Origin of the sequence: Paenibacillus filicis, assembly GCF_038070315.1 — a bacterium.
GTDB classification, from domain to species: Bacteria; Bacillota; Bacilli; order Paenibacillales; family NBRC-103111; genus Paenibacillus_G; species Paenibacillus_G filicis.
In genome coordinates this window covers 14,705-36,880 of sequence record NZ_JBBPCC010000004.1, presented here as the reverse complement: position 1 = coordinate 36,880, position 22,176 = coordinate 14,705, and the positions used below count along the sequence as shown (strand labels likewise).

At 43.8% G+C, this 22,176-nt stretch carries 21 protein-coding genes and 2 pseudogenes; 5 read left to right on the top strand and 18 right to left on the bottom strand.

Annotation, left to right across the window (positions count from 1 at the left end; genetic code table 11):
• Positions 1-145 precede the first annotated feature (145 nt).
• Positions 146-427 carry a hypothetical protein gene (locus tag WMW72_RS08165; protein WP_341414936.1) on the bottom strand — a complete coding sequence of 94 codons (282 nt, stop codon included), beginning with the start codon at positions 425-427 and terminating at the stop codon, positions 146-148.
• A 192-nt stretch (positions 428-619) separates the two neighbouring features.
• On the opposite strand from WMW72_RS08165, the gene WMW72_RS08160 reads away from it, so the two are divergent.
• The 5 genes from WMW72_RS08160 to WMW72_RS08140 are packed head-to-tail and all read left to right on the top strand — an operon-like array spanning position 620 to position 2,939.
• Positions 620-862 carry a spore gernimation protein GerQ gene (locus WMW72_RS08160; protein ID WP_341414935.1) on the top strand — a complete coding sequence of 81 codons (243 nt, stop codon included), beginning with the start codon at positions 620-622 and terminating at the stop codon, positions 860-862.
• Between the two features lie 12 nt (positions 863-874).
• Positions 875-1,261, top strand: coding sequence for a spore coat protein (locus WMW72_RS08155; RefSeq protein ID WP_341414934.1), 387 nt, complete (start codon positions 875-877; stop codon positions 1,259-1,261).
• Entirely contained in the window at positions 1,258-2,394 is a 1,137-nt protein-coding gene (locus WMW72_RS08150; RefSeq protein WP_341414933.1) for a zinc-dependent alcohol dehydrogenase, read from the top strand. The genes WMW72_RS08155 and WMW72_RS08150 overlap by 4 nt, the downstream gene beginning before the upstream one ends.
• A gap of 31 nt (positions 2,395-2,425) precedes the next feature.
• Positions 2,426-2,629 (top strand): hypothetical protein, encoded by a 204-nt coding sequence (locus WMW72_RS08145; RefSeq protein ID WP_087568450.1) that lies wholly within the window; start codon positions 2,426-2,428, stop codon positions 2,627-2,629.
• Between the two features lie 13 nt (positions 2,630-2,642).
• Entirely contained in the window at positions 2,643-2,939 is a 297-nt protein-coding gene (locus WMW72_RS08140; protein WP_341414932.1) for a spore coat protein, read from the top strand.
• A gap of 548 nt (positions 2,940-3,487) precedes the next feature.
• Here WMW72_RS08140 and WMW72_RS35535 read toward each other — a convergent pair.
• From WMW72_RS35535 to sigW, 17 genes and pseudogenes are all read right to left on the bottom strand, one after another.
• Complete coding sequence (locus WMW72_RS35535) at positions 3,488-3,619, bottom strand: helix-turn-helix domain-containing protein (RefSeq protein ID WP_423227529.1); 132 nt, start codon at positions 3,617-3,619, stop codon at positions 3,488-3,490.
• A 456-nt stretch (positions 3,620-4,075) separates the two neighbouring features.
• Complete coding sequence (locus tag WMW72_RS08135) at positions 4,076-5,374, bottom strand: hypothetical protein (protein ID WP_341414931.1); 1,299 nt, start codon at positions 5,372-5,374, stop codon at positions 4,076-4,078.
• Positions 5,375-5,526: 152 nt separating this feature from the next.
• A complete protein-coding gene (locus tag WMW72_RS08130; RefSeq protein ID WP_341414930.1) occupies positions 5,527-6,603 on the bottom strand; it encodes a hypothetical protein in 1,077 nt (358 codons plus the stop codon).
• Positions 6,603-7,235 (bottom strand): hypothetical protein, encoded by a 633-nt coding sequence (locus tag WMW72_RS08125; RefSeq protein ID WP_341414929.1) that lies wholly within the window; start codon positions 7,233-7,235, stop codon positions 6,603-6,605. The genes WMW72_RS08130 and WMW72_RS08125 overlap by 1 nt, the downstream gene beginning before the upstream one ends.
• Positions 7,216-9,267, bottom strand: a complete 2,052-nt coding sequence (locus tag WMW72_RS08120; RefSeq protein WP_341414928.1) for an AAA family ATPase — start codon at positions 9,265-9,267, stop codon at positions 7,216-7,218. Before WMW72_RS08120 ends, WMW72_RS08125 begins: the two co-directional genes overlap by 20 nt.
• Positions 9,268-9,475: 208 nt before the next feature.
• Positions 9,476-11,098, bottom strand: coding sequence for a Tn7-like element transposition protein TnsE (locus WMW72_RS08115; protein ID WP_341414927.1), 1,623 nt, complete (start codon positions 11,096-11,098; stop codon positions 9,476-9,478).
• Positions 11,098-12,222: a TnsD family Tn7-like transposition protein gene (locus WMW72_RS08110; protein ID WP_341414926.1), complete on the bottom strand. Its 1,125-nt coding sequence runs from the start codon at positions 12,220-12,222 to the stop codon at positions 11,098-11,100. The genes WMW72_RS08115 and WMW72_RS08110 overlap by 1 nt, the downstream gene beginning before the upstream one ends.
• A gap of 213 nt (positions 12,223-12,435) precedes the next feature.
• Positions 12,436-12,561: pseudogene (locus tag WMW72_RS35530) on the bottom strand (hypothetical protein); the annotation flags it as partial.
• A gap of 173 nt (positions 12,562-12,734) precedes the next feature.
• Positions 12,735-13,043, bottom strand: a pseudogene (locus WMW72_RS35525) (TnsA endonuclease N-terminal domain-containing protein); the annotation flags it as partial.
• Between the two features lie 198 nt (positions 13,044-13,241).
• A complete protein-coding gene (locus WMW72_RS08100; protein WP_341414924.1) occupies positions 13,242-13,601 on the bottom strand; it encodes a hypothetical protein in 360 nt (119 codons plus the stop codon).
• A gap of 72 nt (positions 13,602-13,673) precedes the next feature.
• Positions 13,674-14,030 (bottom strand): helix-turn-helix domain-containing protein, encoded by a 357-nt coding sequence (locus WMW72_RS08095; RefSeq protein WP_341414923.1) that lies wholly within the window; start codon positions 14,028-14,030, stop codon positions 13,674-13,676.
• 231 nt (positions 14,031-14,261) lie between these two features.
• Complete coding sequence (gene glmS / locus WMW72_RS08090; protein ID WP_341414922.1) at positions 14,262-16,091, bottom strand: glutamine--fructose-6-phosphate transaminase (isomerizing); 1,830 nt, start codon at positions 16,089-16,091, stop codon at positions 14,262-14,264.
• Between the two features lie 769 nt (positions 16,092-16,860).
• Positions 16,861-18,201: a phosphoglucosamine mutase gene (glmM, locus tag WMW72_RS08085; protein ID WP_341414921.1), complete on the bottom strand. Its 1,341-nt coding sequence runs from the start codon at positions 18,199-18,201 to the stop codon at positions 16,861-16,863.
• Between the two features lie 187 nt (positions 18,202-18,388).
• The gene (locus tag WMW72_RS08080) at positions 18,389-19,675 is read right to left on the bottom strand and encodes a CdaR family protein (RefSeq protein WP_341414920.1); all 1,287 of its coding nucleotides are present in this window, start codon (positions 19,673-19,675) and stop codon (positions 18,389-18,391) included.
• Positions 19,676-20,491 carry a diadenylate cyclase CdaA gene (gene cdaA / locus WMW72_RS08075; RefSeq protein ID WP_341415181.1) on the bottom strand — a complete coding sequence of 272 codons (816 nt, stop codon included), beginning with the start codon at positions 20,489-20,491 and terminating at the stop codon, positions 19,676-19,678.
• A 143-nt stretch (positions 20,492-20,634) separates the two neighbouring features.
• On the bottom strand, positions 20,635-21,246 hold the full coding sequence (locus WMW72_RS08070; RefSeq protein WP_341414919.1) for a zf-HC2 domain-containing protein: 612 nt from the start codon (positions 21,244-21,246) through the stop codon (positions 20,635-20,637).
• 82 nt (positions 21,247-21,328) lie between these two features.
• Positions 21,329-21,895, bottom strand: coding sequence for an RNA polymerase sigma factor SigW (gene sigW / locus WMW72_RS08065; protein ID WP_341414918.1), 567 nt, complete (start codon positions 21,893-21,895; stop codon positions 21,329-21,331).
• Positions 21,896-22,176 lie beyond the last annotated feature (281 nt).

The window sequence follows — 22,176 nt, the reverse complement described above, 5'->3', positions numbered from 1 at the left end:
CCATGCGGAGAGTATCGGCGTAAATTCGGAAAACATCATACGAAGCGTCTACATAGATAGACGACCATACCTCGACATTAGTGAGCTTGATTCCACGTGTAGCCGAAAAAGAAGGAGAATCTCTGCCACTACCAAAGCTACCGTTTTATTGTTGGTCCGGCAGAAGTAATGCGTTTGCCGAAGTTTGCGCTTGATCTAAAAATCCCTCTGCTTGGGTCAAATGCTGCCGGGCCGTCTCCAAAGCTTGTGAATTTGTTGCCGCATTAGATTCACTTATTGAGCTTATCGCCTGATTTAAAGCCGTTTGCGCATCAGAAACCGCGTTAGATGCATGCTGCTCCAGCGTATTGCCGCTCGAGTGAAGTGTACCTTCTGCCGGTTTTCTTGCATTTTCGGTAGCTAGATCAATTTTGTTTTCATTGGGCAAGATGATTCCTCCTTCCTTGAGCAAAGATCAATAACTTAAACAGAAATAAGTATGCGGTTGAGATTTTGTTTATATTCTTGCGACTGCATGGGAATATTCGGACCCCACATTTCCGGCAATCCATTTTAGAATAGGGATCCAATGCGTAGGAAAATCTAACTTTGATGAAAGAAAGGAAGGGATAATTACTCAATGAATATGCCAACACTAGCGCCACACGAATCGATGGAACTGCATGAAGCGTTAAACTTCAAAACGCTCTGCCTCGCTAAGTCAAAACTTATGCAAGGCTTGGTCTTTGACCAAGAGCTGAAAGCGTTAATGCAGAAGGACGTCATATTATCTACGCAACAGATCGCCGAGCTCCAGGCCATCTACGCAAGAGCTCCATTCCAAGCGCCTGTTCCGAATAGCCCGACACCTATCACTCATTAAAGGGGAGCGCCAATGAACACCGATTATTTAGACCCGATTAATTCATTAAACATGCCGGAGATGGCAGATATGACATTTGCAATGGACTTCCTTATTCGTGCCAAGGAGGGTGTGCGAAATTTGTCCATCGCCCTGACGGAAACGGCTTCTCCCGATGTAAGAGCGCTGCTGCGCAAACATCTTATGCAGGGGATTGCACTGCACCAAGAAATCTCGGAGCTTATGATTCGCAAAAAATGGTTCCATCCTTACGAGCTTAACGAACAGTACCAACTCGACCAGCTTTCAGCGAAAAATACGGTGATGATCGGGCAGATGAATTTGTTCCCGGATGATACGTCGCGTAAAGGGATGTTTGATCGGACCCCAGATGAACATATTGGAGGACATAAAGCATGAAGGCGGTAACGTATCAAGGGATTAAAAATGTCGTGGTCAAAGAGGTGCCGGATCCGAAGATTGAGAAACCGGACGATATGATCGTAAGGATCACCAGTTCCGCCATTTGCGGTTCGGACCTTCACCTGATTCACGGGATGATCCCTAACCTTCAGGAGAACTATGTCATCGGGCATGAACCGATGGGGATCGTAGAAGAAGTAGGCCCTGGAGTGACCAAGGTAAAGAAAGGCGACCGGGTGATCATCCCTTTCAACATCGCATGCGGAGAATGCTTTTATTGTAAGAATCAGCTGGAAAGCCAATGCGACAATTCAAACGAACACGGGGATATGGGCGCATATTTCGGCTACTCCGGAACGACCGGTGGTTACCCTGGCGGACAAGCCGAGTATTTACGAGTTCCGTTTGCTAATTTCACCCACTTCAAGATTCCTGAAAACTGCGAGCAACCGGACGAAAAGCTAAGCTTGATCGCCGATGCCATGACGACGGCATTCTGGAGCGTAGATAACGCCGGCGTCAAGAATGGAGATACGGTCATCGTGCTCGGCTGCGGTCCGGTCGGACTTCTGGCCCAGAAATTCTGCTGGCTGAAGGGAGCAAAGCGTGTCATCGCTGTTGACTATGTCGATTACCGCCTACAGCATGCGAAGCGAACGAACAATGTGGAAATCGTAAACTTCGAACAGGATAAGAATATCGGCAACACTCTCAAGGAAATGACCAAAGGCGGCGCCGATGTCGTGATTGATGCGGTAGGAATGGACGGCAAGATGAGCGATCTCGAATTTCTAGCCAGCGGTTTGAAACTGCAAGGCGGCACCATGAGCGCATTTATCATTGCGTCTCAAGCTGTCCGCAAAGGCGGGACCATCCAAATCACTGGGGTATACGGCGGACGCTATAACGGATTCCCGCTCGGCGACATCATGCAGCGCAACGTGAATATCCGTTCCGGACAAGCCCCGGTCATTCACTACATGCCGTATATGTACGAGCTGGTTACATCGGGCAAAGTAGACCCTGGAGACATTGTTACGCACGTCATTCCACTTAGTGAGGCCAAGCACGGCTATGAAATGTTCGATACGAAAACGGACAATTGCATCAAAGTCATCTTAAAGCCCTGAATACGGGTAAAAGCAGGGGAGGACAATCCGAATGAATTCCAATTACGCTTTGCATGAGATGCTGGAGGTTCATGAAATGGCTGCGTTCAAGACCGTTTGCATGACCAAATCCAAAACCATGCAAGCTCTGGTAACCGATCCGGAGCTCAAGCAAATTTTGCAGCAAGACGTGCAATTATCACAGCAGCAGCTTCAGGAGCTCGGTGGAGTGCTGTCTAAAGTCACCCTAACCTAAAGGAGATAGAAACATGAACACCCTATTAGAACACTTGACAGGGCTTCATACGCTGACCGACGACGTGATCGCAATGGATTTTTTGATGAACGCCAAGAGCGGAGTCAGAAACTACGCCATGGCCGTAACCGAATGTGCCACCCCCGAAATCAAGCAAATTTTGATGAAACAGCTCGACGAAGCTATAGACTCCCATGAAAAGATAATAAACTATATGATGCAACGGGGCCTATACCATCCCTACCATATTCCGGAGCAAATTCAGCTCGATCTGAAAAATATTCAGACCGCTATGAACATTCCGTCCTGACACCGTATTCGTCCCGACAAAACGCGCAAAACCACCATGGTTCAGGCGCGTTTTTTGATTTTAGCCGAAGACTTTAGAGAATTATATGTTCCCCGCGTCAAGAATCCAACAATACAACAAGGGCAGACATACTCCGCTCTTATTTGGGCTTCGTCACAAACACACTTGAACAAGCGCGCCTTCGTTTGTTTTGCTTTTGATTGTCATTGCCACGCACATTCAACTATTCTGCTAGTTTGCTTAAGATCCCCTGCTGATGTTTTGTCCGCTTATGAGATAATCTTCAATCATACTGCCGGTTAGCGTAACGCCGCAGTCGGTCTATATCTTTATTTTCATAATCTACAACTAATTCCGAGTCTATCACTTTATTTTGCAGGGACAGCATGAGCTATGGATATTACTTTGAGGAAAGAGTTTCTTTGCCGAAGAGCTCATTTATATTTGTTTATTAAGCTCATTTGGTACCTATGTAGCATGTAAAAAACTTACTTACTTCATATTAGCTTCGTTTTATTAATCTTAATCTCTCTTTAAGTCGCATTATCTCAATAATTAAGCGTTTCCGCAGAGGGATTACTATTTCCCATTTCAATTTCATTCAGGTTCCCTTGGGAAATTTCAATACTTTTTGCAAACTGAATTTGGTTTAGATTACTCTCTTTTCGGATACATTTGATTCTATAGCCATGTCACTCAACAATTTTACCGCCGATCGTGAAGTTCACTTTATAATTAAAAATATTTATTCAAATTAAAAGGGAGCACCGAATTAATCCTCGGGCTCCCTTCTGGATGTCCAATCATCTTGCTTATCTGTTCCACAGATCTTTACTGGTTCCAGACTTTTTTATCACTGAACATCAGTGTTCGAAGATAATAATGTTTTAGACTAGAGTTCTAGGTTTGACACGGCTTTTAAGTTAATAAATTCGTTATTTTAAATTAATAAAGTTTTAGACTGGCTGTATACATAATTAAATGGAGTATTTAAAACCTGATAATAAAGTCTTAGACTGCTTGTTAAATGCTGTAACACAATCACGTCTCCATCCGCCAGTTTTCTCGCCAATCTAACGAGTTTTGTTCCATTTTATATTACGTAAAACCATTGAAATAATTACTACACCGAAACATTATTCCTTCTGCAATACAATAACAGTCTCTCTTAACCATTTAACCTGACCCGTTTGCTGGCTACTTGTTTTAATCTTTCTTGCCATTCTTATTTCACACACTTTAAAGCCCAAATTGTTTGATATCTCCTCAATAATTCGATCTGTTTCTATAACAACTCCAAAATAAGATGAATTTGCAACATTTATATACAGCTTACCACCGTTTTTCACCTTACTTTTTAGCTTTGTAAGCAATTCTTCAAGATCGCAAAAATAGCCGGCAATCATACTCGGAATGCTTTTATTCCAAAATTTTTCTTTATATAAAAGGATTTTATCCATTCGTTGTTTTAAAATCTCACTTTGGGGGAGAACATACTCTCCCCATCTAACTTGGACATGTGATCGCATTGTGTTTTTTCGCAAATCTCTGACACCTTCATAGTCTCGAACATGACCTAGCATCCATAGCTCAATCATATGGGAATCTGTATAATCTCTAGAGTTTAAATACGGAGGAGAAGTAATGACAATATCAATCGAATCATCTATTAAAGATTCAGCTAACTGTCGACAGTCGCCAGTCATAAAAAATTCTGTGTTTTGAATTGTATTGTTTTTTTTCTTATTTTCTATTTCCTTAATATCCGGTAAGACGTGCTCCAAACATTTTTTTATAAAGGTATCATATACGCTTTTTGTTCTAACAAGTTTTTTCGTCCATCCATCTTTATACTTCAATGCTTTTCCGTCACGATTAACATTGCTGAACTGTAACAATATCGACGCTAGAGTGACATACAGGATGTCCCTGTACTTAGGAGAATTTTCTGTTGCAATATCGATCGCTTTTCTAACATTTAATAAAGCATCGAAAGCAGCCTTATGAAATAGCCACTTCTCTAAGTTTTTCTTCTTTGAAATAGTTTTTAATCCAATCTTAAAATCATGCTTTATTCCTGATTCCAAAGTTTGTTTAATAAGATTTACAACCTCAATAAAATTTACAGAGGAATAATCATCACGCAGTTTCGCTCTACAAACTTGGCTCATAAACGGACTTATCTCAAATGCATAGCATTTAACTCCATTTTCTTGACAAACTAATGAAGTAGTTCCACCACCAGAAAATGGGTCCAAACAAGTGATATTGGTACTATTCTGTTCTTCTAGTATTGACTCAACAAAACTATTTGAAAAACCCTCAAGAATTGGGTACCATCTGTTCACTGATTTTCTTTTATTTTTATTGGCGCTAACGAAATTTAAATATTCATCAGACCAATTAGTGATCTTTGTAGCATTAAATGATAACATTATGATCAAAATCTCCTTTCTTATTAAGCAATTGTACCAGATAAACCTAGTTTCCGGAACAAGATTTTTAGACTATCAATTCAGAAAAAAAGACTGATCTCCCTATTAATCAATAAGGAAGAACAGTCGCAAAATAATTTTAAGATATACATCTAAGCAGGGTGTCTCTTTTCTAATTTTATATTAGGAACTACACTAAATAAAGGCAAATAAGTGCGCAACTCCGGCTTAATAAAATTGAATCCTTGGTAATCTACTTCTTGCTTATCATCCCGTGCATCAAAAAGAACTAAATATCCTGCACGAACATTATTCCCCATTGTTGTAAGTAACTCATCTATGTATTCGAGAGTTTGTGTCACGCCCTCTCTTGCTCGTGCATCACCATAAGAGGTAGATAACTTTGTACCGCAATCACTAATCGACTGTCCTAACCACTTAATTTCAAAAAAATAAAATTCACCATTGACTTCTGTAAATATATCTAGTTCTCGTTTACTGGCTGATAATTCAATCTCAATGCCAAATGTGTGCCTCATTCTCTCATTTAGAAAATTTTTTAAATGATCTCTCATAAATTTTTCTGGTTTATTTTTCAAAATATTTCTTTTAATTAATGATTGATCTATCCGTCTAAGAGTGCTATTGTCAGCAAAAAATACCATGTACTCACTTTGATTTGTTAAGTGTGTTTGTTCATAACTCTTTAAGACTTCAAGGATTTGAGACATGTCCTTTTTCTCTGAAAATCTTGTTAAGTCTTCTGTACAGTAAAATAAGTTTAATTCCCCAAGGTTTTCTCCCCTAATAAAGTAATCTACACCCTCTTTACCGAAGAAAATAACAACGTATCCATCTCTTGAGGAAGCTTTATAAAACTGTTTTGCTTCTGCGGAGGTTCTGAAATGCTGGCTTCGCTGATCTGTAATTTGGAGAACATTATTAACTTCAATAATATTAGTTGTCCTGAGTGCTTCAAAAATCTCTTGTTCAAAATTCTTGTTTATATCTTTCAGATTAATCAAATCTATATCACATTCTTTAATTAATAGAGAAAACAATAAGTTCTTATTGACACGGTTTTGCCAAAGCTTTTCAAAATTCCGCATTTTTAAAATCTTAAATTTTGGGTTGTTTAGTATGCCATTCTTCATTTGAATCAGTAAATCTTCTGCTTTTGCATTTATTTCATCAAGAAAACTTGGGTCGTCAAAATCGTGCCTCTGCATTATTCAGTTTCACCTCGAAGTATCTTACTGAAAACATAGTCAAAATACATATCCAAATATTTTTTGTTCTCTAATTCAGATGCTGAACTACCTAAGCTTTTCTCAAATGCAGCCTTCATTTTTCTTATAGTAATATCTGTTTTATTTCCTGGTTTGATATTTATTTCTTTAATCGAATTCCTCTGTATGTTATCTTGATACTGCGGATCACGAAAGACAAAGTCATATATTTTTTCTTCACCATAAATACCCAGGATATAAATAATCGATTCGATCCAATCTTTACGTTCTTTAAAGTAAGGCATTGAATATAGATCTGGCATCTGCCTATCAGAAAGACTCAATTCCTTATGATCCGTATAGTAAATGAATTCATTAGCTAATAAAAAACTTAATGAACGTGGTATTATTGCTGAGAATGGACCTCTTAATGAAACAGAAAAATCATAATCTTGTTCAAAGGGATTAAATTCGTTCTCGTGTCTAAAACTAAAAAGCACAGATGCTATGTACATTATCCTTTGAACAGAGAATTCTGTGACTGACTCCCATCCTATATCTTCAGAAGTTTTCAAAGCAGATAAAATATCTCCATTAACTCTATACAGAACATCATGCGAACCTTTTTGCATTTACCTTCTCCTCGATCCTTTTTGAGATTGATGTTAATCTCTCACTCCTCTGTTGTATCGGAGATGTTCGACCAAATTCTAATAAATTCAAAAAACTTAATTTATCAGCTTTGTCAATAATCAGATCCATAAATTCACTATTGTTCAAATTTGATGTGATAATTAGTGTATTAGGTTTCTGCAAGTATTTAAGAAAGATTTCCGCTGCATTTGCTTCGTATGAAATGTCTAGACTGCTATCTGGCGTCTCACAAACAAAGAAGGATGGAGTAGTATAAAAATGTCTTAAGAGACTCATTCGAAATGCTTGATCAGTAAAAAATCTTTGGGACTCTGACAATTCCAAAGGATCTGTACGTGGTTTACCTTTTATTACAGGTGTATACATTTTCACATCGTCTTTCAAGAAATTTTCAAATGTCAATTTACAATCCATACCTAAAAAATCACCAGCAAAGTCTGAAAAAATTGCTGACAGTTCTTTTGTGATCTTAATTAAATTCCCTTCAATTTTATTAATAATATTGTCCGCATCTTTATTGAATTTTTCGCTTAATTCTAAATTAAGTTGCTTCTCTCTTTCTAATTCTTCAATTTCTGTCATCATTGCTGTATAAGTAAATGATTCGTTAGACTTTTCTTTGTTACTATACAGATCATGTTCAAAATCCCTAAGCCTGGACTGTAGATCAAAAACTTCTCGTTTAAATTTATTATATATTTGATCTAATTTTTTCATTTCATTTTCTATATTATATATTTCCTTTTCATGACCCTGATTTAATACTAATATTTCATCTAGTTTATTTTTTAACCCAACAATGTGTTCTGGGGTATCAGTTTCTACCGTTAGACTTTCCTGACACAAAAAACAATGATCAGGATTAGCTGTCAAGGAACCATATTTATGTGACTCGATTTGTTGATTACACATTGGGCATGAATGTAGGTCCTTTATATTATCTAAGTAAATATTATATTTAGGATTTAAGGTTCCCCAAATTTTTTGATAAATCTGTGCTTCCTCATCTCGAATTGTTTGTTCTAACTCTTTTGCTTTTCTATTTAAATTATTTCGTTCATTATAGAAAACACTTAATTTTGTTTCTAGATTCTTTCTTTCCTTCTGAGTGTCATTTAACTTATCAGTTTGAAGCTCTAGATTTTTTCTTAGTTTATTAATTTCATTAATCGCATTAACTTCTGTATCTCCTGGTTCGTTTTCAATTTTTTTGATAATTTTACTAATTGCCCTCATATCTTCCGACTTATGACGAGCAATGCTATCATGATATTTGGCTTGACGTTTTGATTCTTGAAAGAGTTCATCTAATTCCGGATCATTGAAATACTTACTTGATAATCTTTCTTGAATTAGTGGTTCCCACATAATAGTTCTTCTATCTTCATCAAAAAATAAGATTTGATTAACAAAAAAAATCAAGTCATTAAAATCATTAATATTAGACAGCTTAGCAACCATATTTTCGTATTGTCCTTGAAGATACCTGTCTTTTTCATTTTCATTTAGACGCTCAAACTTATCCTGCCTAATTACTTCCCCGTCCAAATAATAACTCTCACCATTTTCTAAAACCTTTACACTCTTTAATGTAATCTCATGTAGACCACGAATTATTTCAAATTGAGTAGTATTAATTGAAAATGTCAATTTGACTTCCGCATTTGAATTTCTATCATAATCCCCCACCATACGGTTTTTAAAGTAGTCCATTGAATACTGTTGCCTAGCTAATCTTTTTTCGCTTTTATAAGTTCGAACATCAAGACCTTTTTTGTACAGTCCAATAAGCCCATATTTTATTAAATAAATAAAAGTGGTTTTACCTAAACCATTTCCACCAATAATTAGATTAATTCCGTGAACAAAATCAAAGGCAATGTCCTTCTTGTATAAAGAAAAATCCTTAATTTCAATCTTATGGAGTTCCGGAAGGTATATGTTATTCATAAAATTCAACCCCATTTTTGGATAATATTCATCTACTAAAAAATACCACATATAAGACATTTTAACCAGTCACCAATTTTTTAATAAGTCTTTTTGCTCAATATTTCATCTCTTCACTATGTATATGTTTCATTATAGCCATAAATGTGATCAATTAATTACATCAAGAAATTACGATCAGAATGCCCCCAGCACTAAACCGTTCAATAACCTCATATTCAATGCATGTTCATAGATACACAAGAATACTACTCCTGCTTCCGATTATTCAGTTATAATCAACAATTTTTCTGTAAATTCGTTCCTCCCAAGCAACAATATCATCATTTTGATAATGTTTAAGTTTTTGAATATCTAAATTGCAACCATTTAAAATATACTGATCCCAATGACCACCTTTTCTCACTACTTCCTCTAGTAGATATTTTATGTTTTTCTCGATCTCCCTCACGGTTAATTTTCTCTCATTTGTTAAAATCAAAGTCGATATCGACCACCCATCCGGACGCGCCATCTCAAGAATATACTTCTGCGAAACCGCCGTCGTAACTTGAGCAAGGGCACAAGTCCTCCGCACTCCATTATCGCAAACAGAGTACCTCTTCCCTAGGGGAAGCTGAAATACGCTCATCTTAATATTCATTCCATAATCATCGATCAGCTTACGAATTACTTTGAAGAAATCCTCTAGCCCTATACCCTCAGACATTGGTACAGCCTGCAAGCTTTCAAATTCAATCGGAGGAACTTCTCCACCTATTGCTGTATCCTCTAGACTTACCTCTTTTGCACCATCATTTTGATTCTTTCCGCCGCGCCCAATAGGTAATATGACTTCCTCACCAGCATTTACCTTTCGTCGTTCTTTTCGATCTATAATGATCTCAGGCTTTTGAGCAAAGCCATAAAAGGTAGGGGGTACATCGAGTACATCTTGATGTGTATTTTCTTTTGCGAAATCATTATCATCGGTTATTTCCAAATCTTCTTGTTCTGATTGATCAGTTATTCTAGTCTTCTTGGGTCCATCATATGTAATCTGTTTCTTCATAACTGGATGACTGTACACTAATTTTTCAGCAGGCAATTTCAAGCTAGATATTCCCATTATCTCTAAAACTAGAACTTGATTTCCTTTGCGTATGCAACGAACCAACACTTCGCATGGATCAAGGAAAGGTAGGTCAAATTTTAACGCTATTCCTTTACGGAAAATACTTTTAGGATCCAAACTATCCTTCTTTGAAGCTGACCGGAACAGGTAACTATAGATGGAATCCCAAGAATTTCGTATGGTTCCATTTCCATGGATCCAAGCTATGTGGAGAGCGCTATCTTTATTCTGTGCGATAGTCACAGGAAGAAGCCTATTAAAATCAATGAACATGGTTTCGTCTCGTAGCTTTACATTTTCGAATATCTGTTCTAAGCCGTGAGGCTGTAAAATTAAATGAGCAAGGGTTCGGTTCTTGACGAACAAGCATCTTGCCCATTCCAGCATAGGGACATAATACTCAAAGCCATTAATCTCATATTTCCAAACGTACTGTTTACCGAGATCCTTTTGTTTATCTAGATATAATAACTTACTAGGAACGTCGAACCCAAATACAAGTTGTCCCTGCTGGATATCTGTAACTTGAATGGTTTCTACAATACCCGCTATTGGTCTAGTCACTTCAAATGCGTTATCGGTATATATCTGTCCTAAACGTAGCATTGGCCAAACTCCGATTGGGTGATCAATGATTGCAATCGACTTATCTGATCGTCGAAAGGCCACATTCATTCTCCAATCTCCCTTTATCCCCGTGAAAAGAGAGCCTATCCAGCATAATTCAACTGTTTCTCCCTTATCAAATTGCCATCTACGAAATTTAGCCGCACACATTAGACCACCTCATTGTCCACATACAGAAAATTTGATTGTGATATATGCTTCTCGATTTCATGTTCCACACATTCTGAATACTTAGGACGAATGCCGGCAGCTTTAAACAACTCCCACTTTCTTAGTGGACAATTTCTTCCCCTTTTGAGAGCAGCCCACTTTATTCGGCGAATCTGAAACTGCTCAACAGTTTCTATATGTCGCTCAAGTTCAGCCATTGTTTTGGGGAGCTTTTCCTTCTGATTTTCAAGAAGACTCAATTTGCCTATTTTCTTGGCTACAGTGGTGAATCTTACTTGTACTGGTTTTTGAGCTGAAATCTGGAGCATTTCTTTACATTTCGCCGCGACAATGATGCTTAATTCTTCATCTCGCCGAACCCAGTTCACACGACTTCTTGTGATACTATGAGTGAATCTCCGTTTTTTCGAGCTATCTTCAGCTTTCTGAACTTTTGATTCCCCATAACAACAATTTGAGATTTCAGGCTTTTCGGATCGTGTATATTTGATAACAGTTCCTACATCCACACCTAATATTTTAGCTGTCTGTCTATAAGACAGTCCTTGATTGCGGTATTCTGTAGCCTTATTTATCCAAATCAAACCATACTCCCTAATCCTTCCAATATGTATCCGGTCCTTAATAGACTGATCCGGTCCACGTCTGGAATATATATGGCCACATTCACAGGAAAAGATTCCGATTGGCTTGCCGGTGTCGCTGCATCTGGATATTTGTAATGTTTGGACAACATTTTCTCCAAAATGATCCGCTGCTCTATTTAAGCAAGGCCAGGGGCTATCACCGAACGGTCGATAATTAGCACCATCAGCCTGAATAAACTCGTTCCACGAACCGTACAAAAAACGAATCAATAATAAATATCGGACTGGGCTTATTACTCGCCGTTCTTTTCTGGTCGCAAAATTTAGCCAGGAAGAATCTTGAGAAATACCACTCCCCAAAAGCTCTAGAAAATCTTCTCCGTAGAATGTATTAAATTGCTCTTGGAGCTGAGCCTGTCTTATTCTATTTGCAGAGGTAACATAACCTTTTTCCGCAAGACGAGGGAGTAGGAGCCTCTTGCTTGAATAAAAACATCGATTCTCATTGGTTTTCAATACATTCGCTATGTCTAAAGAAAGGCTCGCGAGTTTAGATATCGTTCTCTTCGATGTAGTTAGAGGAAGACAAGGATTGGATTTAAATAGTTTTGTTGATACAGGTAGAACTGTTATCCCCTGACGATCCTCTAAAGGCTCACTAACATTGTGGAGTATGCAGTTATGTTCAGCACATACAAACACACCTGAGGCTTGATGACCTCGATGCCAGTAGGGCTCACCATAGTGCTTAATGTCATCTTCATAACAAAGATGACAAAAGGATAGGGTTTCTTTAGATGCAACTCCTCCCGCAGACAAGCCAACAAAAGCATGTATGCCAGAGCGTCGTCGCACAAGGCAGCAGATCGATTGAGAGGTTCCTCGTTTCGCAAATACTTCAACATTAACTGCTCCAAATTCCCCGTAAGAGCTATCCCCAATTTATAGATATCCTGGTTATCATATTCGCGGTGAAACCATGAGATGTTACGTGTTTCATTCTCTGGAATTTCGTTTTCAGTCACTATCGCCCATTCGATGTTCCTTTCCTTCCAGAAGCGCCGCTCAATCTCAAGCTTCTCTATAACTCTATCATTTTCTAGGTTGCTTGACGGTTTGATACTTCTTGCTATATTCGAATTGCTAATCGAAATTAAAAAGTCGGTAGTCATAACGATTGGATCGTCGGTTTTAGGGTCTGTAGGATGTTTCACACCTAATTTTTCTGCAATAATTAACGTATCATCAAGGGGGAGTAGCGGATACTGCTCGCGAATATCAGTAACGGATTCAGAAAAATCCAGAAGGTAAAAATAATCTCTTTCAAGATTCGACATTAAATGGTGATAGCGATTGCTTGTCCATCCTTTAAGACGAGTTGCCAAGCCCTCTGATGGGACATCTTGAATGGTAAGCCAAGGTTTATACTGTGAGCCTTCACCTTGGCCCCTTCCTTCTTTTATCCACTTTTGGATCTTATTCATTGTTACATCGCGGTTTCTTTTCGCCACAACTAGCCACACTACCTCTCTCAATTACAGGAACTGATGATCCTTTAGTTTCTTTAGCCTGCGCCGCCCTGCACCGCGATATTTTCGCTGACTTCGCTTTAACCTTTTAAGTCTTTCTAGCTCCACAAAATACAGAGACTTAATTTCATCTGGTATAGTCTGATGTTTAACTTTGTAACAAACTATGAGTTCATTCTTATGAAAGATATAGATGCGAGACTTATCCTTGGTTCTAAAGCAAACTTGAAAAGCCCACCCACCATTATGTATAGCTTTTGAAAACCACTGTTCCTGTATCGCTTGTGGACAAGAATAATAAGCTGCTTGATACATGATGCCAAGTTCAGTTATTACTGCAAATCTAGTAACCTCCGTATAAGTCATATGGATCACCTCATAATAGATTTTATATCCATTATTAATCTTATCGGATATTTTATTCCAAAAAATATTTATTTAATTCGGATATCCGATATTATTCTTTTTCGCTTTAATTTTAGCTATCTGATGAAATTCGTCTTTCTCCAATTCAGGCAAGGTACGAAGTAATTGTATTAGTGCGATCTCCTGCTCAGAGACATTCACAGCAAATAGTTCATTATCGGGTACTGAATCTAACTCTTCATCAATAAGCCAATTCAAATCGCACCTAAATGCCTTTTTAAGAGCAAAAATAGTTTCATAAGAGGGGAAACCATTCCCACGTTCAATATCGCTTAGCGTGCCTTGTGAAACGCCAATACGATCCGCAAACTCCCTTTGGTTCATTTGGTTGGTCTTTCGGATTTGTTTAATCCGTTCTCCTAATTGCATCTGATTCCCTCCTGAATACAAAGAACCCCGAAATTATGAAAAACATAATTTCGGGGTCCAAATGCATTGATGTAGTAGTCTTGAAGCTCTTGTTGGAAGAACTGCCCGAGCAGAGTCAGTCTAAAACTTTATTATTCCAGTCTACAACTTTATTATCACAGTCTAATACTTTATTATTCAGTCTAAAACATTATTATTTGCGGACAATCAGTTGTTATCCTTGAACTCTCCCTACTCTACCGTCACGCTCTTCGCCAAATTCCGCGGTTTATCCACGTCATGGCCCAGAGCAAGTGAAGCATAGTAGCTCAGCAACTGCAGCGGAATAACCGACAATGCCGGAGCAAGCAGCTGATGCGTTTGCGGGATCGCGAACGTTTCATCCACGACCTTGCTCAACTCGTCGTTGCCTTCCATATGGATGCCGTACACCTGAGCGCCGCGAGCTTTGACTTCCTTGATATTGCTAACGGTTTTCTCGAACAGCACCTCTTGAGTCGCCAGGGCGATGACAGGGATGCCGTCCTCGATCAGGGCCAGCGTACCGTGCTTTAACTCACCTGCGGCATAAGCCTCGGAGTGAATGTAAGAAATTTCCTTCAACTTCAACGAGCCTTCCAGCGCGGTTGCGAAGTCCAAGCCGCGTCCGATGAAGAACAGGTTGTGATGCTTCGCGATCTGCTCAGCAACCTCACGGATCGAATCCGCTTGAGCCAGTACCTGCTCGACCTGCTTAGGCAGCTCCTGCATAGCAGCCAGCACTTCCTTCACATAGCCAGCTTCCACCTTCTCCAGCGTCTGAGCCAGATAGAGGCCTAACAGGAAGAACGCGATCAACTGCGAAGTGTAAGCCTTGGTCGAAGCGACCGCGATCTCCGGTCCGGCCCAAGTAACGATTACATCGTCCGCTTCGCGGGCGATCGAGCTGCCGACTACGTTTGTAATCGCCAGGACGCGTGCGCCGTTGCGTTTCGCTTCGCGCAGCGCAGCCAGCGTATCCGCAGTTTCACCCGATTGGCTGACTACGATCACCAGCGTTTGAGGCGTGATGATCGGCGAACGGTAGCGGTACTCGGAAGCGACATCAGCCTCGACAGGAATACGTACGAGCGTCTCAATAACCGACTTACCGACTAAGCCAGCATGGAAAGCCGTTCCGCAAGCGATGATATGCACGTTGCGGATATCTGCAATCTGCTCCCGTGTCATGCCGACTTCAGGCAGCAGCACCTTGGTTCCTGATGCATCGATTCTCGCACCCATCGTGTCCCGGTAAGCCTTAGGCTGATCGTAGACTTCTTTCAACATAAAGTGATCGAATCCGGCTTTTTCCGCCGTCACAATATCCCAATCGACATGAAATAATTCCCGGGAAATAAAATTGCCTTCAAGCGTCATCAATGTGACGTCGTCTTTTGTCAGAAGAGCCATTTCGCCGTCGTTTAGAATATAAACGTTGCGCGTATGCTCGAGAATTGCCGGGATATCGGAGCCGATGAAGTTCTCGCCTTCGCCCACGCCGATGATCAGCGGACTCGACAAACGAACGGCTACCAGTTTCTCCGGCTCATGCTCAGTCAGTACGCCCAAGGCGAAGGCGCCTCTCATCCGGGTAACGGCCTTCTGGACCGCACGGACGATATCGCCCTCGTACAAGCTGGCGATCAGGTGGGAGATGACCTCCGTGTCTGTTTCCGACACAAATACATGACCTTGTGCAATCAATTCTTCTTTGAGCGAGATGTAATTCTCGATAATTCCGTTATGAACGACCGAGAACTTGGACGAATTGTCCGTATGCGGATGCGAATTCACATCCGAAGGCTTGCCATGCGTCGCCCACCGGGTATGACCAATCCCGATGTTTCCGTTCAGCGGCGCTTCTTCGAGCTTCGATTCCAGAACAGCCAGACGGCCCTTGGACTTCTTGATCTGCAGGCCTTCCGTCGTGTAGACCGCTACACCGGCGGAGTCGTACCCGCGATACTCGAGTTTCTTCAATCCGTCAATCAATATATTTTGGGAATCCCGTTTACCTACATAACCAACAATACCGCACATATGCTCTTATCCTCCAATGGTTAGGAAAAGCCCTTCCGGCTCTTCATCGGAGAAACGCATACAGCGTTTGCGGGAAGCTAGCTTCGTGCTCCGTGCGCAAAGAAAGCTTCGTTCGCCTGTTCCAGGCGTGATTATTCAATTGTCGACACGAAGCGAAAAGCTCCCGCAGCTTGCGCTCTCACGAAGAAGCGTTTGCCCATGGCAAAGAAGCTTTTCATTCGTTTTAGTTTAGTGTCGGCTGCTGTCGAAGCATGCCGTTGTCATCCTGTCGAGCTTTTGTCCGCCCGGTCGCCCGGTCGATTTGTTGCTCGGCTTACGGTTAGGATGCTGACCGGAAGGTCCCCGCCGAATGTTTCGAACACCTTCACCTCGTCAACTGGATGAACGTCTGAGTCCCTGCTTCTGATGTGTTGTCTAAGAGTTTGTGAGAAGCCATCCTGCTGCTAGCGATGACTTGAGACCGGATCACATCAGAGCGCAGCGATGCCAACGCTCCCTGCCAGTTCTGGCGCTTGTATAGCTCGTGTAACCTCTACCCACCTTTCTGTATATGAATCAGACCTAATCACATCTTATGCATTTTGTATGAAAAGCGCAACCCTTTATTTTCAAACGGTTTTCATTTCATCCGTTTGTCCTGCGGAGGAACCAGCCACACGGCCCAATTCGACAAAAACTCCCTGAAACCGGCTAACGACGGTCCCAGGGATTGGTTCGCTGTCGTTCGTTAACGCACTATCTCGTAACCACTTGATTCAAGCCATATAGACTAGACCAGCTCACGCTCGATAACCGCCGCGATCTGCTGCACATAAGCTTCAACAACTTCCTTGTCCTGACCTTCGGCCATGACGCGGATCAGCGACTCCGTACCCGAAGGCCGTACCAGCACGCGTCCGTTATCGCCAAGCTGCTCCTCGACCTTGGCGATTTCCTCCGCGACCGCTGCGTTGTCCTTCAGCTTGCTCTTATCGCCAACGCGAACATTGACTAGCTTCTGCGGATATTTGCGCATAATCTTCTTCAGCTCACTCAGCGACTGTCCGGACTGTACCAGCGTATCTACCAGCAGAAGCGCTGTCAGGATACCGTCGCCCGTCGTGTTGTAATCGAGAAGAATGACGTGACCGGATTGCTCGCCGCCAAGGTTATAACCGCCCTTGCGCATCTCCTCCATCACGTACCGGTCGCCGACGGCCGTCTTAGCTGCCTTCATACCGACAGCTTCGATTCCCTTGAAGAAGCCGATGTTGCTCATCACAGTCGTGACGATCGTCTGCTCACGCAGCTTGCCCTCCTGGTTGAGCGCATGCCCGATAATGCTGAGAATGAAGTCACCGTCGACCTCTTCACCATGCTCGTCAACCGCGATCAGCCTATCGGCATCTCCGTCGAAAGCCAAGCCGATATGCGCTTTATGCTCGACAACAAGCCGCTGCAGCTCCTGTGGATGCGTCGATCCGCAGTGATCGTTGATGTTGCGGCCCGTCGGCTCCGCACCGATTGTGATCACTTCTGCACCGAGCTCCTCGAATACCTTCGGAGCCAGCTCGTAAGCCGCGCCGTGTGCACAGTCCAGAACGACACGGAAGCCTTGGAACGAAGACTTGACCGTCGATTGGATATAGTCCAGATAAGCGAACTTACCAGCCGGATCATCCGTTACCGTACCGATGTCCCCGCCCGTCGGACGCGGCAGCTCATCAACTTCGGCATCCATCAAGCGCTCGATCTCCAGCTCCGTCTCATCGGATAGCTTGAAGCCGTCCGCTCCGAAGAATTTGATCCCGTTGTCTTCCACTGGATTGTGGCTGGCCGAGATCATAACGCCGGCATCCGCCTTCAGATGACGCGTCAAGTAGGCGACGCCTGGCGTCGACAATACACCAAGCCGAATCACGTTGGCGCCGATGGACAGCAGTCCCGCTACCAGCGCAGCCTCCAGCATAGGACCGGATATCCGTGTATCCTGCCCGATAACCACGACAGGCTTCTCCACCTGTCCGGCGAGTACATAACCGCCGCAACGGCCGATTTTATAAGCGAGCTCCGGTGTCAATTCCTGGTTGGCGACTCCCCGTACGCCATCCGTTCCAAAATATTTCCCCATGCGCCTCTTCTCTCCCCTACCGTTACCTAATTGCTTCATGCTGCTTGTATCTACCATGCCGGCAAACTACACCCATTATCTCTGATTCGGTTCAGACGGTCAAATCCTGCGCAAAAAAACAAAGGATACGGCACCCGCTCCCGTATCCTTTCTATGCATTTTCGACCCCGTTCAGTCCGCTTCCAGCTTAAGGTGTTGCCCCCGCAGGAACGTTCGGGGAAGCCGCACCCTCAGTGACAGGCTTATCCCCCTTGGCGCTGATTTCCACCGTAGCCTTGAAGTCCTGCTGACCGCCTTTCTTCACGAAGGTCGGCAGATTCCAAGTGACGGATACCTCATGCTTGCCCGGCGGCAGATTGCTGACGTCCAGGATCGCCTGAACGTCCTGCGGCTTCAGCTTCTCGATAATCGCCGGTGCGCCTTCGACGGTCAGATTCAATTGCCCGGACTCGGGAAGCACGACTTTCGTATTAAAGCCGTCGTTCTGTCCCACGAAGGATAGCGGGATAGCTTCCAGCGTCTTGGTGACAGACGGGACGATAGACACATTGACTGTCACCTTATCGGGATCAAGCTGCTTCAGATTATTGCGCACAGGAATCGTCAGAGAGAACTCCGTATCTTCCTTCAAGTCATTGAGATTGACCTGCGGGCCCTCATAGAACTCCATCCGGTCCAGTACGTTCTGCGGCCCGTAGACCGTCACCTTGTCCGTGCTTTGCCGCACGGCCGACACCGCCAAGCCCCGCGGCGGCTCGCCAATGAGCTTGATTTGCAGCGGCACCAGCGTGAACGGGCTCGTGATCGGCACCTCGACATCGACGATATTCGGAGTTATGACAGCCGTCTCAATCAGCTTACCGTCCTTATCGTACGCCTGCAGCGTAGCCTTCTTGGTCACGGCAGAGGTTGCCTTCTCCACGTTAACGTCCGCCCGCACGGAATCGACCTGATCATAGATGCGGCTCGGGACCGAGACCGTCACCTGCTTAGGCTTGACGACAGGTTGTCCAGCCTTCAGACCTACGCCCGGAATACCGGTCACGTTTATGGTCACCTGCATCGATTTGATCATTTTCTCGTCGATGACGACCTTCACATTGGAGGGCACGACCTTGGCCGTCACATTGCTGGGAATGTCCACTGGCGTAACGGGAAGCACGAATTCTCCCTTGCCGACCTTGGTCAGGTCCAGCTCCACGGACAAATTGCCGGAGTTCATCGCCTTCTTCAGAGCAGCCTCCCGACCGCTTAGCGACAGAGACACCTGCGCCGGCTCGATCGACTGAATAAAATATTTATCGGTATCGTACTTCGGCGTGATCGATACATTCCCGATCTGCTGCTCGATAATTTCCAGGGCATTCGTGCCCGACACCGAGCTGCCATCCGACCGTACGACCGCCCACAGCATAATGCCGATGATCAGTGAGATGATTTTGACGACATTCGTATTGCTCAGCCAGCGGTCCATCTATCCCTTCCTCCATTTCCAAAGGGAACTGATCTTGCTCTTCTCCTTGGGCTTGGTCTTCGGCTTCAGCTCCTCGAACATCTTGGAGAGCAGCGGCTCCTCCTTGATATCCCGCAGGATATGACCGTTCATCGTGACCGAAATCTGGCCGGTTTCCTCCGAGACGATGATGCTCATCGCATCCGACACCTCGCCCATGCCGATCGCCGCTCTATGACGCGTGCCAAGCTCCTTGCTTATGAACGGATTCTCGGACAACGGCAGATAGCATCCCGCCGCCATAATCTGCTGCTTCCGGATAATAACCGCGCCGTCATGCAGCGGAGTATTCGGAATGAAAATATTGATCAGCAGCTCCGAGCTAATCTGCGACTCAAGGGCTATGCCCGATTCTATGTAGTCGGTTAGACCCGTCTCTCTTTCAAATACGATCAATGCGCCGATCTTCCGCTGGGCCAAATAATGGACCGCCTTCAGCACCTCGTCGATTTTGCGGTTGACTTCCTGATCTTCCTCCGTGTTCGAACGGCTGAACAGCGAGCCTCGTCCAAGCTGCTCCAGCGCGCGGCGAAGCTCCGGCTGGAAGATGAAGATGACGCCGACCAGGCCGAACGTAAACACCTGGTTCATGACCCACTGCAGCGTATTCAGCTTGAACCAGGAGCTCAGCGCCCAAGTAACGACGACGATTAGAATCCCTTTCAGCAGTTGAATCGCACGAGTACCCCGGACGACGAGAATCAGCTTGTAGATGACATAGCTGACGATACTTATATCAACGATATCCAATATGCGAATTTTTGTAATCCATTCCATCATCGTAAAATCCCCCAACTTTACCCGGGATGTTTGTCTCTCTGCAATATTCTTCCCTCCATCATAACATATTTGCAACAAAAAACCCTCCCCTTTCTGACAAGGGAGGGTCTAAGGTTAAGTACCCAAAGTTCCGTCCGCCCTTACTTGGCGTCGGAAACCTGGGAGAACCATGTATTCATCTTGTACCAGAGCCAGCCGAAGGCCTGATCGATCTGCGTAATTTGCCCGGAAATATGCGCCGTGGAAGCATAATGAACAGAACCGTCGATGACCGTCACATTCCCTTCCACTTCGCCGTCAACCTGGAGCTTGCCATTCTCAATGGTCAAATCCCCAGCCACCTTGCGCCCTGCCGGGACATACACCGTATCCCCTTTGATGACAACCGATTGCAAGTCCGCTCCCTTGACCAGCAGCTCCCGATCGTCATTCCATGTGGAAACGAACGTGGACAGCATGACTAGAGCGAAAATAGCGGCCACCGAAGCCGCCGGATGCTTGCGGATGTAACGGTAGAAGGCATTCCGGCGCTTGACCGGAGGCAGCGCCTGCATGACCCGTTCGGTCAACCCCTCCGGAACCGCAGGTGCCGTCCACGAGTGAACTAACGCCTCCACCTTCTCGAATTGCTGCAGCCGGCGCCGGCAATCCGCGCAAACGAGCAGATGCTCCTTCAGGCGGACGGAATCAGCACCATCGAGACTACCGTCCAAATATTCGTGCAACAAAGGGAGGGCTTCCTTGCATTCCATCTGCGAGCCACTCCTTTCTCCTGTCTCCATAAACTATCGTGATATACTCATACGCACGAATGAATTCAGCGTTTCAAAAAAACTAAAGAAGCAGCTCTAATTTTTTGCGCAAATATTCCCTGCCGCGGTGCAGCCTTGTCTTGATGGTGGTTACAGGCATCGACAAGGCATCGCTAATTTCCTGCAGGGATAAGTCCTGCAGGTAACGCAGCACGACGACCGCCTTATATTTCTCCGGCAGTGTTTCGATCGATTCGCGGATCTGGGCCTGCGTCTCGGATAACGCAACCTGCTGATCCGGCGTCTGGTCCAGACTGGCCAGCGTCGAGTACCAGTCACTGCCCTCTCCGTCGCTCATCTCCGCATCCAGAGAATAGCTGATCTTGCGCTTGCGCAGACGGTCGATACATAGATTCGTGCCGATACGGTAAATCCAGGTCGAAAACTTCTGCTGGTCGTCGTACCGTTCCAAATTCGTATAAACCCGCAAGAACGTCTCCTGCACAATCTCCTCCGCTTCATGACGGTTGTGCAGCATCCGGTAAGCAAGATGAAATATTTTATCTTTATAAAGCTCCACCAATTCGGCAAAAGCGGCTCGATCTCCACTCCGGGCGAGCTTGGCGAGCCGGGTATCCATGTGATTCACCAACTTACCTCCACTCCGAAAGACCCCGCTCCACGCAAACCAGGATCTATTCAGATTCTACAGGCGCGAACGAACCGTTCTACTCCGCTGATACGGGGCCTGTCCATAGGAAAAGCATACCAAACCACGGGCCTTCCTGTACAGCCTCCGGGCAAAAAGAATGCGTCCCTCACCCTATCGTGCGCAAATAGAGACACCTGTAGTCGCCTTCTCGTACCCTGTTTCCAGAAGCACCCGGTAAATACGAACAGCCGGGCAGCCTGTATGAAACCAGACCGTCC

Bases quoted from the DNA above. Each gene is read 5' to 3' on its own strand.
- WMW72_RS08160 (WP_341414935.1), top strand. From the start codon at position 620: ATGAATATGCCAACACTAGCGCCACACGAATCGATGGAACTGCATGAA.
- WMW72_RS08155 (WP_341414934.1), top strand. From the start codon at position 875: ATGAACACCGATTATTTAGACCCGATTAATTCATTAAACATGCCGGAG.
- WMW72_RS08150 (WP_341414933.1), top strand. From the start codon at position 1,258: ATGAAGGCGGTAACGTATCAAGGGATTAAAAATGTCGTGGTCAAAGAG.
- WMW72_RS08145 (WP_087568450.1), top strand. From the start codon at position 2,426: ATGAATTCCAATTACGCTTTGCATGAGATGCTGGAGGTTCATGAAATG.
- WMW72_RS08140 (WP_341414932.1), top strand. From the start codon at position 2,643: ATGAACACCCTATTAGAACACTTGACAGGGCTTCATACGCTGACCGAC.
- WMW72_RS08135 (WP_341414931.1), bottom strand. From the start codon at position 5,374: ATGTTATCATTTAATGCTACAAAGATCACTAATTGGTCTGATGAATAT.
- WMW72_RS08130 (WP_341414930.1), bottom strand. From the start codon at position 6,603: ATGCAGAGGCACGATTTTGACGACCCAAGTTTTCTTGATGAAATAAAT.
- WMW72_RS08125 (WP_341414929.1), bottom strand. From the start codon at position 7,235: ATGCAAAAAGGTTCGCATGATGTTCTGTATAGAGTTAATGGAGATATT.
- WMW72_RS08120 (WP_341414928.1), bottom strand. From the start codon at position 9,267: ATGTCTTATATGTGGTATTTTTTAGTAGATGAATATTATCCAAAAATG.
- WMW72_RS08115 (WP_341414927.1), bottom strand. From the start codon at position 11,098: ATGTGTGCGGCTAAATTTCGTAGATGGCAATTTGATAAGGGAGAAACA.
- WMW72_RS08100 (WP_341414924.1), bottom strand. From the start codon at position 13,601: ATGACTTATACGGAGGTTACTAGATTTGCAGTAATAACTGAACTTGGC.
- WMW72_RS08095 (WP_341414923.1), bottom strand. From the start codon at position 14,030: ATGCAATTAGGAGAACGGATTAAACAAATCCGAAAGACCAACCAAATG.
- glmS (WP_341414922.1), bottom strand. From the start codon at position 16,091: ATGTGCGGTATTGTTGGTTATGTAGGTAAACGGGATTCCCAAAATATA.
- glmM (WP_341414921.1), bottom strand. From the start codon at position 18,201: ATGGGGAAATATTTTGGAACGGATGGCGTACGGGGAGTCGCCAACCAG.
- WMW72_RS08080 (WP_341414920.1), bottom strand. From the start codon at position 19,675: ATGGACCGCTGGCTGAGCAATACGAATGTCGTCAAAATCATCTCACTG.
- cdaA (WP_341415181.1), bottom strand. From the start codon at position 20,491: ATGGAATGGATTACAAAAATTCGCATATTGGATATCGTTGATATAAGT.
- WMW72_RS08070 (WP_341414919.1), bottom strand. From the start codon at position 21,246: ATGGAATGCAAGGAAGCCCTCCCTTTGTTGCACGAATATTTGGACGGT.